A 14,926-nucleotide genomic window follows, 5' to 3' on the forward strand; every position below is an offset into this window, starting at 1 on the left:
AGGATGACCTTCCATCACCGGGCGGTCATCCTTTTAAATTAGGCTTTAAAACTATCTTGCCATTTCAGCAAATGGTTTTCTAAAAAGCGGACAAACGAGTCGGAGATTTTACCAGCGAGGGCAAAAATGATGATGCCTACGAATACGACGTCCGTTTGCATGAATGAACGGGCATCCTGGATCATGAAGCCCACCCCTCTATCCGCACCCAGCAATTCAGCGACGACTAAGCACATCCAAGCCGCACTTAAGGCTAAACGGATACCAAGTAATATGTTTGGTAAAGCTGCCGGAATCATGAGCTTCGTTATTTGTTCCCGACGGCTGAACTCTAAGATCAGGGCAACATCGTATAGTTTTTTATCCACATTCCGAAGGCCCAAAAATGTTTGTAAATATAGAGGAAAAAAAGCACCTAATGCAATAAGCAGCACTTTTGATAGTTCACCAAATCCGAACCACATAATGAATAAAGGGGTAATCGCAAGTAAAGGAACTGTTCGTAACATTTGAATGCTTGGGTTTAGATATTCTTCAGATTTTTTTTGCATGCCCACGATGACACCCATCATTAAGCCTAAAAAACCACCTAATGCAAAACCAAGAAGAGCCCGCGTTAAACTGATTTGTAAATGCATGGCCATTTCCCCTGACTTGACGAGATCAATGAAAGTTGTGACGATCAATAAAGGTGATGAGAATAATTGGGCAGGCAGGATTCCTGTTGAACCTAGTGATTGCCATGCAATCAACACGACAACGGGAACCCCGCATTGCTGATTTGGCAATCTTGGATTGTTTTGTCGTTTCCCTCATGACAAGCGGCTTGTTTTGAGCAACGGTCTGTGTAGACATTTTAATCATCCTTCCTTTTTTAAAAAATTCATTTAAATGCTCCAATCTTCCCTTTCTTCAGGAAGATGATCCAGTTGGGTTAATATGACGGACCTGAATTCCTGAAATGCTTTGCTTGTTCGTGTTCTTGGATATGGTAAATCGATTGGAACGATAGCTTTAATTCGTCCTGGCTTTGCATCCATGACGACCACCTTCCTCGATAAAAAGATGGATTCATCAATATCATGGGTGACAAGCACCATCGTTGTCTTATTCCTCACCCATATTTCAAGTAAAGCCTCTTGAAGATGCGTTCGAGTGAAAGCATCCAAGGCACCGAATGGCTCATCAAGCAATAAAACTTCAGGGTTACGCAATAAGGCTCTGGCAATGGCAACACGCTGAGACATTCCACCTGATAATTGGCGTGGATATGCCCTTTCAAATCCGTTTAGTTTAACAAGGGAAATCAAATCATCCACCCTTTTTCGAATGTCCGATTTCTTTAATGGAAGGTTACCTGCAATATTCTTCTCCACGTTTAGCCATGGAAATAAGCGATGCTCCTGGAAAATGAAACCTCGGTCTTTAGAAGGGCCGCTAACCGGATGAACTCCTGCGATGATCGAGCCTTCAAAGTCTAAATCAAGCCCTGCTATCAACTTTAATAATGTGCTTTTCCCACAGCCGCTCGGACCAATGATGGTAACGAACTCACCATTGTTGACGGTCAGATTTAACTTATCCAAAACATGGACACTTTCATTATCATTTTTAAATGTTTTGCTTACGTGATTAATTTCCAACGTCGCTACCAATATCCTCACCCTTTCTCGAATAAAAAAATAGAGATTCAGCAAAAAGGCACTTATGGTCCCTTTGCTGAATCTCTAGTTAACTAGTCGATTCAATATTTCATTTTATATTAACTTATCGATTATTTATAATCAACATCTAATACCAATTTATTTTATCGGATTAATCATAATAACAATTGACAGATTATTCTAATAGCTGTTAAGATGCATTCATACACCACTCCGCTTCACGAAGGAGCCAATTAAATAACGGTCATGTGAATCAACTGGACTACCGGAGATTCAATGAAGAGTAACCCTGCATACTCTTCGTTGAATCTCTTTTTGTCATTAATCTGACTATCCAGAGGTGTAAGTGTAATAAAAAGGGAGGGAATTCATGAAAAAGTATCTTAACCATTTAACCGCAGTACTACTTGCCATCATTAGCATCGCTGTATTAACAGGCTGTAATTCCGATGCCGGCAAAGCTTCTGGGAAAAGTGATCCACTTAAAGTGCATATTGCCTTAAATGGCAAGATGGGGCCATTGGTCATTGCAAAGGAAAAGGGATTGTTCAACGAAGAGTTTTCTAAACTGGATGCCCAAATCGAGTGGAGTGAATTCCCGAGTGGTCCCCCACTTTTGGAATCCCTTGCTTCCAATCGGGTTGACCTGTCCTTTTTAGGGGATGGTGCACTGATCGCCGGCATTGATAAGAATCTGCCATTCGAAGTGATTGCACAAACAGGTCGAGGTGAGTCATCTGTACGGATCCTGGCTCAAGCAGAAGGTAACATAAAGCAGATTGAAGACTTAAAGGGAAAAACGGTCGGTGTTGCCTCGGGGACAACCGGTCATGTGTATTTAATCAAGGCATTGAAAGCACATGGTTTAACGACTGATGATATTAAACTCATCAATTTACAACCAGATGATGCTCAAGCCGCTTTTGAAACCAAACAATTGGACGCCTGGGCGATATGGAACCCTTATTACCTTAATAATATTGAAAAAGGGAATGCTGTCGCACTTAAAGTAAAAGGAAAAATATTAGCTCCTGGTGCAATCATTGCACGTACGGGGTTTGCCGAAGAGCATCCTGAAATTGTAGAGGCCTATTTAAAGGTTTATAAAAAAGCTGCTGACTGGCAAATTGAAAATCCGGATGAAGCATCTGAAATTTATTCTAAAGAAACTAAATTGCCTGTAGGAACAGTCAAGACAATAATAACGGCCGAAGAACCAAATATCTTCTATACCGAAGATGCCATCAAAGCACAACAAGAATCAATCGATACTCTAGCCGATGTGGGTTATATCAAGAAATCGTTTAATTTTAAAAACCAGATCCACAATGAATACATTGATGAAGCCTTTAAAAAATAAAAAAATATTTCATACAGGAGGAGATCAATTATGACGGAAACTAAAACACAACAAATAAAAGTGGTACCCGTAGCAGGAAGGATTGGAGCGGAAATTCAAGGAGTCCAATTAAGCGGTGACTTGGATTTAGCTATTTTCAATGAAATCAAACAAGCGCTAAACGAGCATAAAGTCGTATTCTTCAAAGGTCAAAACCATTTGGACGATGCCAGTCAAGAAGCATTTGCCAAACTATTGGGTGAGCCTTATGTACATCCTACAGTACCGGTCAAAGACCATACAAACTATATTTTTGAACTGGATTCCGAACAAGGTGCTAAAGCAAACCATTGGCATACCGATGTCACTTTCGTTCCAGAAGTTCCAAAATACTCTGTTTTAAGGGGTGTAACCATCCCTAATGTTGGCGGGGATACAGTGTTTGCAAATACGAATGAAGCATATGAGGACCTGCCGGATGGATTGAAGAAATTAGCGGACGGACTATGGGCGATCCATACAAATGAATATGATTATGCTCAATTTAAACCAACCGAAAACATCGATGATGAGGTTAAAAGGAAATATCGGGATGTATTTGAATCGACAATTTATAAAACAAGGCATCCAGTCGTTCACGTTCACGCCGAAACCGGAAAAAAGCATTTGTTATTAGGTGGCTTTGCAGGAAGAGTGGAAGGATATACAACAAGTGAATCTGAAAGAATATTAAGTATCTTCGATTCATACGTTACCCGCTTAGAAAATACCGTGCGTTGGCAATGGAGTGAAGGGGACGTGGTCATCTGGGATAACTTAGCTACGCAGCATTACGCTATTGCCGATTACGGAAACCAGCACCGTGTCGTTCGCCGGGTCACAGTAGGAAAAGACGTTCCCGTAAACAGAGAGAACGAGTTCAGCAGTCTGGTTATTAAGAAATAAATCTCCTGGTATGGAGTTCCACTGCTTGTCTGACCATAAGCGAATACTTTAGGGGAATACCATCGAAAATACTTAAAAACCTCCTGAGTACTGGTTATTGCAGGAGGTTTAAGTGTTTTCCTTTTTGAACAGGTCTTGCCCACTCTTCCTTTGGCATTTTCAAAGTTCATCGTTCCCTGCAAATAGCCTCATTTAAAATTCACTTCGATGAATTCAATCTCTTCTGCCGTACTTAATGTTCCATGGGCTTTTCCCACGGTACCTTCTTTGTCTTCCCAAAAGAAGTTATGATCCTGAACGATCGTACTAAAATTAAAATCTTTCCATCTGGCAGCAATGCCTAGCAATTTATCTCTATGCTTAAAATCACTTGTATTGATTATATTATAAACTTCTTCAATAATCTTAGGGGACATTGGTATAGCTCCCCATTTATCTTGCGATCGAACCTTTTGATGAGTCATTTTATGCATGACATCCATGACTTCCATTTCGGTCGATTCTTCATCAAGTCCTGTCACAAATTCAATCCCATCATATATCGCTGTTTTCGATTCAAGCTCATCCGCTTTAGCTTTTGCTTCCCTTTGGGCTTTGATTTTTACATCCTCCCTTTCCCTTTCAATTTGTTCCTTGGTTTCCCTTGCTTCGATTACCAGCTGGGCTTTTTCGTACTCATTTGCGTTTTCCATGATTTTAAATGAAGCAATTCCTAACCCGGATAATGCAACAACAGAGATTCCACTTATAAGTAAAACCTTTTGCTTTTTTTTCATAAAGACTTCCCCCAAGATATCGATATGTTAGATAATACTTATTTTAACATACCATCTGGATGGACTATCCAGAAAAGGAATATGTTCAAATTCCTCCGGCTCATCCATATTCAAAACAATTTTTGTAGTTTCGGATTTTCACAATCACCTCAATATATTGTACTATTAAAAAATAATAGTTCGTTTTTTGGAGGGAGTTTTGAGTGAAGAAATTCAGTATCGCTGCGACAAGTATTCTTGTAATTCTAGTCGTTACATATGGAGTGGCAGGAAACTTTTTTTACAATATCGCCTTAAACCCGAATAAGGAAAAAGACTTTTTAAGCAATAACCCTCATCTTGCCCAATCTGAAGCCGTTTCTGTTGAAGTCGCTGAATCCAGTAAATTGGCTGATGCGGAATTTGCCAAAGAGCATCAACCGGATGAGATGGGCATTGCTTCTTCAGACCAACTAAAACTAAGTGCTAAACTTTATGAAAATAATAACCAAGACCATAAATGGGCCATTGTCGTTCACGGTTATACCGGCAATAATACACAAATGATTCGGTGGATACGCAATTTTCACGAAAATGGATACAATGTGTTGGCACCTGATCTTCGCGGACATGGAAAAAGCGAAGGAGAATACATTGGAATGGGCTGGGACGATCGGAAAGATATGCTTTTATGGATCAAGCAAATTACCGACAAAGATCCACAGGCAGACATTGCATTATTCGGGATATCCATGGGAGGGGCAACCGTCATGATGACCTCTGGGGAAAAGCTGCCTACCAATGTTAAAGTTATCGTAGAGGATTGCGGTTATTCATCGGTAATGGACGTATTCACCTATCAACTTGATGATTTGTTTGGATTGCCAAAATTCCCAGTAATGAATGCAGCCAACACGGTGACCCAGCTCCGTGCAGGCTATGATTTAAATGAAGCATCAGCTGTCAAACAAGTGCTCAAAAGTAAAACACCAATGTTATTCATCCATGGGGAAGATGATACATTCGTCCCTTATTCCATGCTGGATGACGTATACAATGCAGCGAACGTAGACAAAGATAAATTGATAATACCGGGGGCCGGGCATGGTGAAGCTGAACTAGTGGATCCGGAAAAGTATTGGAACAAAGTATGGGGTTTTGTGGATAAATATATGGAGTAATGTTGAATTATCATGAAAGAGGGTAAAAAAAAGAAACTGCCGATATACTAATATCGATAGTTTCTTTTCGTTTTCATTTAACTTATTTTTTGCTTTTAGATGACGCTTTTATCCAGTTAATTAACCTGAAGGATTATTTCATCGATTATACCGTATTCCTTCGCCTCACTTGCGCTTAAGAAGTAATCACGATCTGTATCCTTCGCCACCTTTTCGATAGGCTGCCCAGTTCTTTCCGAGATGATCTGATTGATATGATCCTTTAGCTTCAAAATCCTTCGGGCAGAAATTTCAATTTCCGTGGCTTGCCCCCTTGCCCCACCAAGCGGTTGATGAAGCATGATTTCACTATTTGGCAATGCGCACCTTTTCCCTTTGGTACCTGCCAATAAAAGCATGGCACCGAATGATGCAGCCATCCCCGTACATACAGTCCGGATATCAGGCTTAATATAATGCATCGTATCATAAATGGCGAAACCGGCACTAGTCGATCCCCCCGGACTATTTATGAAGATGGTAATTTCTTTATCAGGTGCATCTGCTGCCAAGAATAACAATTGAGCAACCACACTATTGGCTAAATGATCGGTGACCTCTTCCCCAATCATGATGATTCGGTCCTTTAGAAGTCTGGAATAAATATCGTATGAGCGTTCACCCTTACTGGATTGCTCAATTACATATGGAATGGTAGTCATATCTCTTCTTCCTCCTAACAAAATTATTGGCTATGCAGCCATTGAGAGTGTGTTTGAAGGAGTGAAGCATGCTTTTGAATGTATCGAACGATTCATCAGTTTAGGAATCATCGATTCACTGTTCAGGGATTTGAAAGATGGAATGCTTCTAATGAGGATATCAGGATCTTGGGCTTTTAAAGCCTCTGTCATCAGGGACATGAGCCTCTGTTCCTCATCGTCTTGCCAATCTTCCACGCAGGACAACTTACGCTCTTCAACGCCATTGTCAAAACGCTTTTTCACACGGTTCAAGATGGCCTTTACCGCCGTTTCCGTCGTGTTCAGATAATCTGAGATTTCTTTGGAGCGATAGAGGAATCCTTCCTTTAATATGAACACTACAGCTTGTTTCGGGGTAAGGGATTTTATAATATATTCAACCGTTTCAAAGGCATTTTCCCCAATTGATCCCTGCTGCTCGGTATCCAGCAGATCTTCTAAAGATTCCTTTTTTCTTTTTCGAATCGTATCAATCCAGGAATGGCGGGCTATCGTCTTCAATAAAGCCGATGTTATCTCCGTTTTCTTCCCATAGCCCTGCATTGCCTTCAATATCGTTTCCTGTGCCAAATCATCCCCATCCCAATTATTTTGAGTCAGGAATCGGCAAAAACGAAGCAATTCAGGATAGACTTCACGCAAAACCTTGCCGTTATCCTTCCCTTCAGAAATATCTTCGCTCAACTTATTTATCATTTTTCTCACTCCTTCAACACCCTCTATCCTATAAACGTTTCAGAAAGAGAAAAAGATATGGGGGTGAAATTTTTTCCTTATTCTCCATATTCTATTCCATTTTTTCCATTGGATTTCCTTTCATACTAAAAACCTGTTTGGTTATGATCCAAACAGGCTAATTTCAAGGTTCTGTATGCAACAAATAGACTTTTCCTCAGCCAACCCCGATTCGTCACAAATAATTTCAGCGAGACCCTTATTTTCTAAAACACTTAAAATCCTCCGTGCATTCCGCTCCGTTCCATTAAGCCAACCAGACAAATCTTTGGATGTGACGTCCCTGATGTCCTTGTTGTGAATCCTGAATTCCCATAGGAACTTAGCTTCTATTCCAAGTGTTCAATGCATTCAACCGTGTATTCACTGGGTTCCATCACGTCGGATTCAATACCAACCCAACTGGAGTTGCGACTCTCATTAGCCCTATCTTTACAATAGTTCACTAAAGAACCGGCAGGCATCTCTTCTGATTCTTGATCGCTCATCTCTTCAAAATTCACTGATCGCTCGTAATGCCGTTCGCTGTTAGATATCCTTTCATTCTCCAGGTCTGCGAACATGAACATGCAGTAAAAGACCGCAATCATAATTGCCATTGTAATCAACCTTGACTTTGCAGGCATTAACTTATTTTTCAATATGGCTAAAAATCTCTTCATGGTGGTTTCCCCAATCCTAAAAGCATAATAAATATCAAAAAACCATTCTTTTGGAATGACCCTAACCGTTTTCTTTTGATTGACCTATCCAAATATCCAATAATAACACTAGTTTAGAAAAATATTACTATTGATTCATTATATCAAGTTTCAGGAGTTTTGATAGCTATCCACACTTAAAATTCAGCCTTAATACGAATAGGCAATGCCATTCATGACTATATCGAAGAACTCTATACCATCTTCATTAAATCTAGGGAATGCTCTATGAATAATGAAGTTTGCACTTACCTAAAAACGCGGCCCTTCCCTTAAGAGGAGACCGCGTTTTTTTCATCTCAATTCGTCCCGATATCTTAACCTCCCCCTACACCACCGAATACATTGCCATCAATATACTCCTCACATTGACTTCCATCCTTTTTCAGTGTTACTCTTAAATTAATAAAAAAGTATACATTCAAAACACTGATTCCATTAGCGTGAAATAAGGGTGATCACATTTGCCAAAAGAACATTTAATTGACGTCCAACCAATCAGATCATTGGAAAAATTAGATGATATGAAATGGTCATTGAAAAGACATTGCAGCGAGAGAGACTACATATTGTTCTTGTTAGGCATTAATACCGGCATGCGTGTGTCTGATCTATTATCGTTGAAGATAAAGGATATTAAAGGCAAGATGGAGGTCACCATCAAGGAAGGCAAAACAAAGAAACCAAGAATCATACAGCTTAATACTGTATGCAATGAATTGGCCGCCTATATAGCCACCATTGATGGTGAATGGCTATTCCCCTCACGCAAGGGCGATAAGCCTATAAGTAAGATACAAGCCTACAGGCAACTTAATAAAGCAGCAGACATGGTAGACATCGAGAACGTCGGTACCCATACCATGCGGAAAACATTCGGGTACTGGTTCTATAAACGAAGTAAGGACCTTACTGATTTACAAATGATCCTTAACCATTCACACCCTGAAATTACACTTAAGTACATTGGGATTGCTAATGAAGGAACAGATGACAGCTTAAATGACTTTGTACTATGGGAGGACGGAAGAAATGTCACTGACTGAATACAATGCAAAATATGAATATATCATTCGCAGCAATATTTCCGACAGACAGAAGGCATTGAAATTAGCTGATTTAATGACAGATATGGAAGGCCAGCTAAGAAATGAAATCGGGGAACATCGAAATAAAGAGGTAAATGCTTTATATAAAAAAGTATCTCTTTTCTCCAACTTGTTATAATCAGCTTAAGACCTTGCCCTTATGTGCAGAGGTCTTTTTTTTGCCGTGAAAGTATATGCTTTGTTTCTGTAAGGATCTAGACTGAATCTCACTGAAAAATGCCACTGTTCCAATCGCATCTGGCAGGCATTTTCCTTTCCTGAAATCCTGAAAGACCCCTACATAACGAAAAAGCTCTATTCCAAGCTTCATTCTCTCTCTTCTCAGACTCTCATAAGCCGTATGATAACGAAACAATCTTTAACTCCAGACACTTTCGTATAAAAATAAATTGATTAATATCATCCGACTCATCGGTAATAGTGTCAATGTTTACAGATTAAACATACTTAAGGAATACTTTTTCGCCATCATTTCCAAGATTTTTATCCCGGCAACGCTATTCCCCTTCTCATCCAGCGCTGCACCATAAATCCCAATTCCACATTTTCCCGGTACGGCCCCCATGATTCCTCCTGACACACCGCTTTTAGCCGGTATGCCAACATTAATGGCAAATTCACCTGATGCGTTATACATGCCGCAGGTAACCATGAATGTCTTACAAATACGGGCAACGTCCCCGGGGATGATTTGCTTTCCCGTCAGCAAATCTTTCCCATTCATGGCCAGCACACAGCCTATCCTCGCCAAATCCTGACTGTCCATTTCAATGGCACACTGCTTCGAATACAATTCGATTAAGTCCTCCACATCCCCATTTATTACATTATGCTGCTTTAAAAAATAGCTTAACGACCTATTTAAATCTGCTGTATTGTATTCTGACCGGGCAACTTCTTCATTAAACCCGATAGTAGGATTTTGCGTCAACTCCCGGATAAAATGTAAAATACGCTGAAATCGCTCATTTACACTGTCACCTGCAACCATGTGGGTCACAGTCAATGCTCCTGCATTGATCATCGGGTTTAACGGCTTGGATGGCTTGTTTGTCTCTAACTTGGCAATCGAATTAAATGGGTCGCCGGTGGGTTCTTTTCCTATATAGGAAAAGACATATTCCTCCCCTTTTTCCATTAATACCAGAGCAAGTGTCAAAACTTTCGATATGCTTTGCAGGGTCATTTTACCACTTACATCCCCCGCACAATATCCTTTTCCGTCAGGATAGTAAATAGCAACCGATAAATCCCCAGGGTTAGCCTTTTCAAGAGCCGGTATATAGTCTGCCACTATTCCCTTATTTGTATATTTTTTTGCCTCATCAACCAGTTGCTGTAATTCTTCATTGGACCTGCATTGACATCCCTTATTGTTCACAATTTGCCGCCCCTTAGAAAATTTGTCATGTGAAGTGTTCTTAGCTAGTGGTTTTATTATTTATTACCATATTTCATCGATATTATTTAAAAAACTACGAAGCAGGTAAGGTTACAGGAGCTGCTTTCCTTGGCCTTAGATTTCTTAAATAACTTTCTCTAAAGAAATATTCAAATGCTTTCTTCATCTATCATTTTCGTTTACTGATTTTAATTCATCCTTTGTAAGGTCACCACGTCTTACCATACTTCCCTAATATAAAGGCACACGGTTCTGAATTATTTTCGTCATGTTTAAGATAAAGAAAAAAGACCTCACACTATCGTTGAGATCTTGATTTTAATGCTCCGGTGGAATCAAATAAGGTTCATCTTTTTTTGTTATGTGTATATATTCAAAGACATAGCATTGGTTAATCATCCAATTCTTCAACTCTTAAACCTTCAATACCCATAATTTTTGAAGCTTCGGTTTCATTCTCAGGGAAAATGAAGCATTGTTTTTCATGCGAAGAAGTAGCCAGCCAGACCTTTCCTTGTTTAAAAAATGACAAGTCCTCAGGCAAATTAGGCATTTCCCACTGAAAAAGAGATTTTGCAATCATTTTTATTATTGATTTTGCATTCCCATCAGCATAAAAATAATAAACATTTGCAGTTTGATTATCACCAAGAGTTGTACTAGCCCATGTTGATTCGCTTCTCATTTCTTTTAATGATGCTTTGAACATATTTATGATTTCCTCTAAGTCTTTTATTGCACCCATATCGGTTCTAATAACTAGATGAAATTCATCACATACTTCAAAACATAAATCAATTAGTTCCTGATAAACGCTATTTTTTGGATCCCTTTCAACGCTTAACATCTTGTCCCCCCTATTTATATATCAAGCATATTACAATACGAGATTATTTTGCACTGCCATAGAACGCATGTGCACCCTCAATCCGAATACCTTTACCATTTCTGTCGTATCCAGAGAGTGGATGATAGTGCCAAACCATGTTCTTTCCATTTGAAACTTCTGCAGCTGTCACTTTCTTAATTGGACTTGCTTCTTTAGCGATTGTCTGTGCATTAGTTTTAGAAGTTGACCAAGTATTATTCTTACTCTTTAGTCTATTAACTGCACTGGTTTTACTAAGACCTGATCCAATAAATAACTTTTTAGATTTTTTATCTACTGTAGCAACATAATGATTATATCTTTTTTTCTCTTTATTAATAAAATTATTAACTTCAATATATGCAACAGTTCCTACTAAGAGTACAGCACCTGCAGCATATAAAACTGAGATAGCTTTTGCAGATAATGTTATTCCCCAAGGTATAGCAAACAGAACAGTTGGTGTAGCAACAGAAGAATCATAAATAAATATCTCTCCAGTTTCCATGGACGTATATGTCGCTTGCATTCCGTACTCATCTAATTTTTCAATTACGACTTTATATTCTTCTATTTCATTTTCACTATTTTCACTAACAACACTTAATTGATCATTCCCCGGATCAATATCAATTGCTACCGTTGTGTCCTTAATCTCCCCAACTTCACTATCCACTGAAACCTCTATACCAACATTATCCGCGGAATAATCAATATTAACCAAATCAATATTTTCATCTAGTAACAGTTCCTCATATAATTCAGTAGACGTAATTGATTCTTTTTGCGTAGCTCCGTATACATTATTATAAGGTACTATTAGAGAAAAAATTAAACTTGTAATAAACAAAATTATCATACTCTTTTTTTTATTTGTATTCATTACTAAATCCTCCTATCTATAATAGGTGATAACATTAATTCTATTTTCTTTTTTGATTTGTTTGTTATGTTTTAATATTGAATTGAGTGATAAAACTCCAGTAACATAGGCCGTTGCTAGTGACGACCCATCTTCTAAAACAGCCTTATTATCATTTTGAAATACAAGTATTCCTTCACCTGGTGCAAATATATCAATCTCCCCAATCGAATTAAATGAACTAGACTCTAATTTTTTATTTATACTACCAACTGAGATAACATTTTCATATCTGGCAGGAAAATCTAAGTTTAGTCCATAATTATTTCCTGCAGAAGCTATAATAATTATCCCTCTTTCTATGGCTTCATCAACTACTTTTCTCAACTCAGGAACATCTTGCTTAAATCCAAAACTAATATTAATTAAATCTACCTTTTTATCCATACTCCATTTGATTCCTTCTATAACATGAGAAACTTCTCCCCCTCCTTGATCATCAATTACTTTTACATCGTATATTTCTATTAAAGGGTTAATTCCTTGCACAGTTTCATCATTTTGCTTTGCTGAAATTATGCCTGCAATTGAAGTTCCATGACCATATATATCTTTTGTATCTTTACTTTTATTGATTACGTTATATTTTGCAACAATTTGTCCTCTTAATGCAGGGTGTTTATCATTAATACCGCTGTCTAAAATTGCAACCTTTTTAGGTTTATCCAATCTATTAATTGTATATTCTTTATCAGGAAATACTAAACACATTGCCCAGTTTTTTTGACATTCCACTTCATTAAATTTCATCTTAATTTCTTCATTACTAGAATCGCATGCTGATAAAAAAAACATAATCATCAAGTAATAAATAGATTTTTTCATGATTACACCTCAAATCAACAACTGCATTTATCTACGTTCCAACCACCTCTCTTAATAATCAGATTAATTAATCAGCATACAATTTTATTATTTAACTTTGAGATATCAAAAAGATTGAATAATTCGTAGTTTACCATTTATTTATTTTTACTAAATTTCTTTTATGAATCAAAACACATCAATAATAAGTCATAAAACTGGAGAAAACGTGACTTATGCATCATGAACCAATATTAATTTCTGAATTTATGACTTTTTCTAAACTATAAAAATCGAGCCCATCGAGTATTTTATTAATCAAAACAATAGAGCCTATTTTCGCCAGCAGTAAAAATTTGATTCCGGATTTTTAGTACAGCAGAAGAGAGGATTTAGGCGGATACGCTTGGGGTAATACGGGGATACTCCGACTGCCCCTTCCGTATACACACGAGTATGTCTTTGTTGGCATGCGAGTTGCTTTAATCGTTTTATTCATTTCATTGCATGAACAACGCAATTATTTCCGACATCTTTAAGCGCTCCACTTCGTAATCTTTCCCACATAGTTTTATTCCATCACACAGCAAATCCGTTGGTCGAATTTTCCGGATTGTAACTCGTTTATTATCAGCTTTTGTTGTCGGTATAATCCGTATCTAAGTCACGCAGCATATTAGTATTTTCCGTTAGAAATGCCGCTGGCGCTATTATGTTCTAATGCGTTTTAACACATTCGATACATAAACCCTTATGAAGGTTATTAAAAAGTCGTGTCAGTACGTTTAAATGGGGCGTTTTCATTTAAAATGGTTAAAGTTAGATATACAAACCCAATATCAACCATCCCCCCGCCAATTTAGGCAGAGCTCGTCCTCATAGTTTGATGAAAACGAGGAAAATCACGCCTTGTAAAAAATCGGAGCAACTTCACTGTTCTTTAAAGAAGATTTAATTTAAAAAAGAAGGAATTAGAAGCGCTTATACGGAAATATATATTAGCGCATAAGCCTTCATATGTATTTCACACTTGATGGAAAGTAGGAAAAGCCATGGAAAAAGCGAAGAGTTTACAAGAAATCTATAACGCCAACCGGCCAGAAAATAATGAACTTTTCCGATCGATACAACAGCATCTACAATTGAAGCATCCAGACAAACGAATGACAGCAACGAGAACCTTGCAGATAATTGTGGCTGATAGTGTTTCATCTGGAGAGCTGCGTAATGTGGAAGCCCGACTTCTTCACAGTTACTAAGGATTTGTTGTATCATAAGCTCTTTGAAATTACCGAACACAGAAAGGATCTCATCAATGAAAGAATTTATAAAGAAATCTAAAACATTCGGCTTAATCGTGTCACTTGTGGCACTGGCTTTTTTCTCGATTTTTAAAAAAAGACAGCTCAAAATCGAGTTGTCTTTTTTAGTATTTATGCTCCTCTAAATATTTTATTTATTGGTATTCTTCTTTACTCATGCCTTGCCAAACTTTTGGCCCATGGTCGACCATTCCCATTTGTAAAATAAAGTAATTGGAAGGAAGTGAATAATATGTATCTCTTCTATCCAACTTGTTATGATCGAGCCTGAGACCCTTGCCTTCAGGTCGTTTTTTGTATGTAGCCGAGCAATCGAGCTTGAATCAACATGTCTCATGTAATTTGATTCGCTTCGTAAACTCAGCAACATACATTTGCTTACTTCGTACTCATCGGTGAAATGTTTTTTACCTTTGGTAATGTCGCCTATTTTCTA

General features: G+C 38.1%; 16 protein-coding genes. 5 read left to right on the forward strand and 11 right to left on the reverse strand.

From position 1 onward, the window contains the following. Window positions 1–38 precede the first annotated feature (38 nt). Complete coding sequence (locus QUF94_RS22910; RefSeq protein WP_289317870.1) at window positions 39–788, reverse strand: ABC transporter permease; 750 nt, start codon at window positions 786–788, stop codon at window positions 39–41. Between the two features lie 99 nt (window positions 789–887). Continuing rightward, window positions 888–1,658 (reverse strand): ABC transporter ATP-binding protein, encoded by a 771-nt coding sequence (locus tag QUF94_RS22915; protein ID WP_483313696.1) that lies wholly within the window; start codon window positions 1,656–1,658, stop codon window positions 888–890. A 376-nt stretch (window positions 1,659–2,034) separates the two neighbouring features. Here QUF94_RS22915 and QUF94_RS22920 point away from each other — a divergent pair, with 376 nt between their 5' ends. Next, complete coding sequence (locus tag QUF94_RS22920) at window positions 2,035–3,024, forward strand: ABC transporter substrate-binding protein (RefSeq protein WP_289317872.1); 990 nt, start codon at window positions 2,035–2,037, stop codon at window positions 3,022–3,024. 30 nt (window positions 3,025–3,054) lie between these two features. Continuing rightward, window positions 3,055–3,948: a TauD/TfdA dioxygenase family protein gene (locus tag QUF94_RS22925; protein WP_289317873.1), complete on the forward strand. Its 894-nt coding sequence runs from the start codon at window positions 3,055–3,057 to the stop codon at window positions 3,946–3,948. Window positions 3,949–4,136: 188 nt separating this feature from the next. On the opposite strand, the gene QUF94_RS22930 is transcribed toward QUF94_RS22925, so the two are convergent. Beyond that, entirely contained in the window at window positions 4,137–4,724 is a 588-nt protein-coding gene (locus QUF94_RS22930; protein WP_289317874.1) for a DUF6241 domain-containing protein, read from the reverse strand. Between the two features lie 203 nt (window positions 4,725–4,927). On the opposite strand from QUF94_RS22930, the gene QUF94_RS22935 reads away from it, so the two are divergent. After that, window positions 4,928–5,884 (forward strand): alpha/beta hydrolase, encoded by a 957-nt coding sequence (locus QUF94_RS22935; protein ID WP_289317875.1) that lies wholly within the window; start codon window positions 4,928–4,930, stop codon window positions 5,882–5,884. Window positions 5,885–6,000: 116 nt separating this feature from the next. Here QUF94_RS22935 and clpP read toward each other — a convergent pair whose 3' ends face one another. The 3 genes from clpP to QUF94_RS22950 form a co-directional block, all read right to left on the reverse strand. Next, window positions 6,001–6,585, reverse strand: coding sequence for an ATP-dependent Clp endopeptidase proteolytic subunit ClpP (gene clpP / locus QUF94_RS22940; protein ID WP_289317876.1), 585 nt, complete (start codon window positions 6,583–6,585; stop codon window positions 6,001–6,003). A gap of 30 nt (window positions 6,586–6,615) precedes the next feature. Further along, window positions 6,616–7,323 carry a sigma-70 family RNA polymerase sigma factor gene (locus QUF94_RS22945; protein WP_289317877.1) on the reverse strand — a complete coding sequence of 236 codons (708 nt, stop codon included), beginning with the start codon at window positions 7,321–7,323 and terminating at the stop codon, window positions 6,616–6,618. A gap of 368 nt (window positions 7,324–7,691) precedes the next feature. Beyond that, window positions 7,692–8,024, reverse strand: coding sequence for a hypothetical protein (locus tag QUF94_RS22950; RefSeq protein ID WP_289317878.1), 333 nt, complete (start codon window positions 8,022–8,024; stop codon window positions 7,692–7,694). Window positions 8,025–8,587: 563 nt separating this feature from the next. Here QUF94_RS22950 and QUF94_RS22955 point away from each other — a divergent pair. Together QUF94_RS22955 and QUF94_RS22960 are read left to right on the forward strand one after the other, a co-directional pair. Further along, on the forward strand, window positions 8,588–9,109 hold the full coding sequence (locus QUF94_RS22955; protein ID WP_289318480.1) for a tyrosine-type recombinase/integrase: 522 nt from the start codon (window positions 8,588–8,590) through the stop codon (window positions 9,107–9,109). Further along, window positions 9,096–9,290 carry a hypothetical protein gene (locus QUF94_RS22960; RefSeq protein ID WP_063235353.1) on the forward strand — a complete coding sequence of 65 codons (195 nt, stop codon included), beginning with the start codon at window positions 9,096–9,098 and terminating at the stop codon, window positions 9,288–9,290. Before QUF94_RS22955 ends, QUF94_RS22960 begins: the two co-directional genes overlap by 14 nt. A gap of 312 nt (window positions 9,291–9,602) precedes the next feature. Here QUF94_RS22960 and glsA read toward each other — a convergent pair whose 3' ends face one another. The 5 genes from glsA to QUF94_RS22985 form a co-directional block, all read right to left on the reverse strand. After that, window positions 9,603–10,553: a glutaminase A gene (gene glsA / locus QUF94_RS22965; protein ID WP_289317879.1), complete on the reverse strand. Its 951-nt coding sequence runs from the start codon at window positions 10,551–10,553 to the stop codon at window positions 9,603–9,605. A 412-nt stretch (window positions 10,554–10,965) separates the two neighbouring features. Then, window positions 10,966–11,421: a stage III sporulation protein AH gene (locus QUF94_RS22970; RefSeq protein WP_289317880.1), complete on the reverse strand. Its 456-nt coding sequence runs from the start codon at window positions 11,419–11,421 to the stop codon at window positions 10,966–10,968. 43 nt (window positions 11,422–11,464) lie between these two features. Continuing rightward, a complete protein-coding gene (locus QUF94_RS22975; RefSeq protein ID WP_289317881.1) occupies window positions 11,465–12,325 on the reverse strand; it encodes a hypothetical protein in 861 nt (286 codons plus the stop codon). 12 nt (window positions 12,326–12,337) lie between these two features. Beyond that, the gene (locus QUF94_RS22980) at window positions 12,338–13,189 is read right to left on the reverse strand and encodes a S8 family serine peptidase (RefSeq protein WP_289317882.1); all 852 of its coding nucleotides are present in this window, start codon (window positions 13,187–13,189) and stop codon (window positions 12,338–12,340) included. 960 nt (window positions 13,190–14,149) lie between these two features. Continuing rightward, complete coding sequence (locus QUF94_RS22985) at window positions 14,150–14,443, reverse strand: hypothetical protein (RefSeq protein ID WP_289317883.1); 294 nt, start codon at window positions 14,441–14,443, stop codon at window positions 14,150–14,152. Window positions 14,444–14,926: the final 483 nt, after the last annotated feature.

This window comes from Peribacillus sp. NJ4 (assembly GCF_030348345.1).
Taxonomy (GTDB): domain Bacteria; phylum Bacillota; class Bacilli; order Bacillales; family DSM-1321; genus Peribacillus.

What these genes read in the sequence shown, in the direction of transcription:
- QUF94_RS22920 (WP_289317872.1), top strand. Translation starts at nt 2,035, where the DNA reads ATGAAAAAGTATCTTAACCATTTAACCGCAGTACTACTTGCCATCATT.
- QUF94_RS22925 (WP_289317873.1), top strand. Translation starts at nt 3,055, where the DNA reads ATGACGGAAACTAAAACACAACAAATAAAAGTGGTACCCGTAGCAGGA.
- QUF94_RS22930 (WP_289317874.1), bottom strand. Translation starts at nt 4,724, where the DNA reads ATGAAAAAAAAGCAAAAGGTTTTACTTATAAGTGGAATCTCTGTTGTT.
- clpP (WP_289317876.1), bottom strand. Translation starts at nt 6,585, where the DNA reads ATGACTACCATTCCATATGTAATTGAGCAATCCAGTAAGGGTGAACGC.
- QUF94_RS22945 (WP_289317877.1), bottom strand. Translation starts at nt 7,323, where the DNA reads ATGATAAATAAGTTGAGCGAAGATATTTCTGAAGGGAAGGATAACGGC.
- QUF94_RS22950 (WP_289317878.1), bottom strand. Translation starts at nt 8,024, where the DNA reads ATGAAGAGATTTTTAGCCATATTGAAAAATAAGTTAATGCCTGCAAAG.
- QUF94_RS22955 (WP_289318480.1), top strand. Translation starts at nt 8,588, where the DNA reads ATGAAATGGTCATTGAAAAGACATTGCAGCGAGAGAGACTACATATTG.
- QUF94_RS22960 (WP_063235353.1), top strand. Translation starts at nt 9,096, where the DNA reads ATGTCACTGACTGAATACAATGCAAAATATGAATATATCATTCGCAGC.
- QUF94_RS22970 (WP_289317880.1), bottom strand. Translation starts at nt 11,421, where the DNA reads ATGTTAAGCGTTGAAAGGGATCCAAAAAATAGCGTTTATCAGGAACTA.
- QUF94_RS22975 (WP_289317881.1), bottom strand. Translation starts at nt 12,325, where the DNA reads ATGAATACAAATAAAAAAAAGAGTATGATAATTTTGTTTATTACAAGT.
- QUF94_RS22980 (WP_289317882.1), bottom strand. Translation starts at nt 13,189, where the DNA reads ATGAAAAAATCTATTTATTACTTGATGATTATGTTTTTTTTATCAGCA.
- QUF94_RS22985 (WP_289317883.1), bottom strand. Translation starts at nt 14,443, where the DNA reads ATGATACAACAAATCCTTAGTAACTGTGAAGAAGTCGGGCTTCCACAT.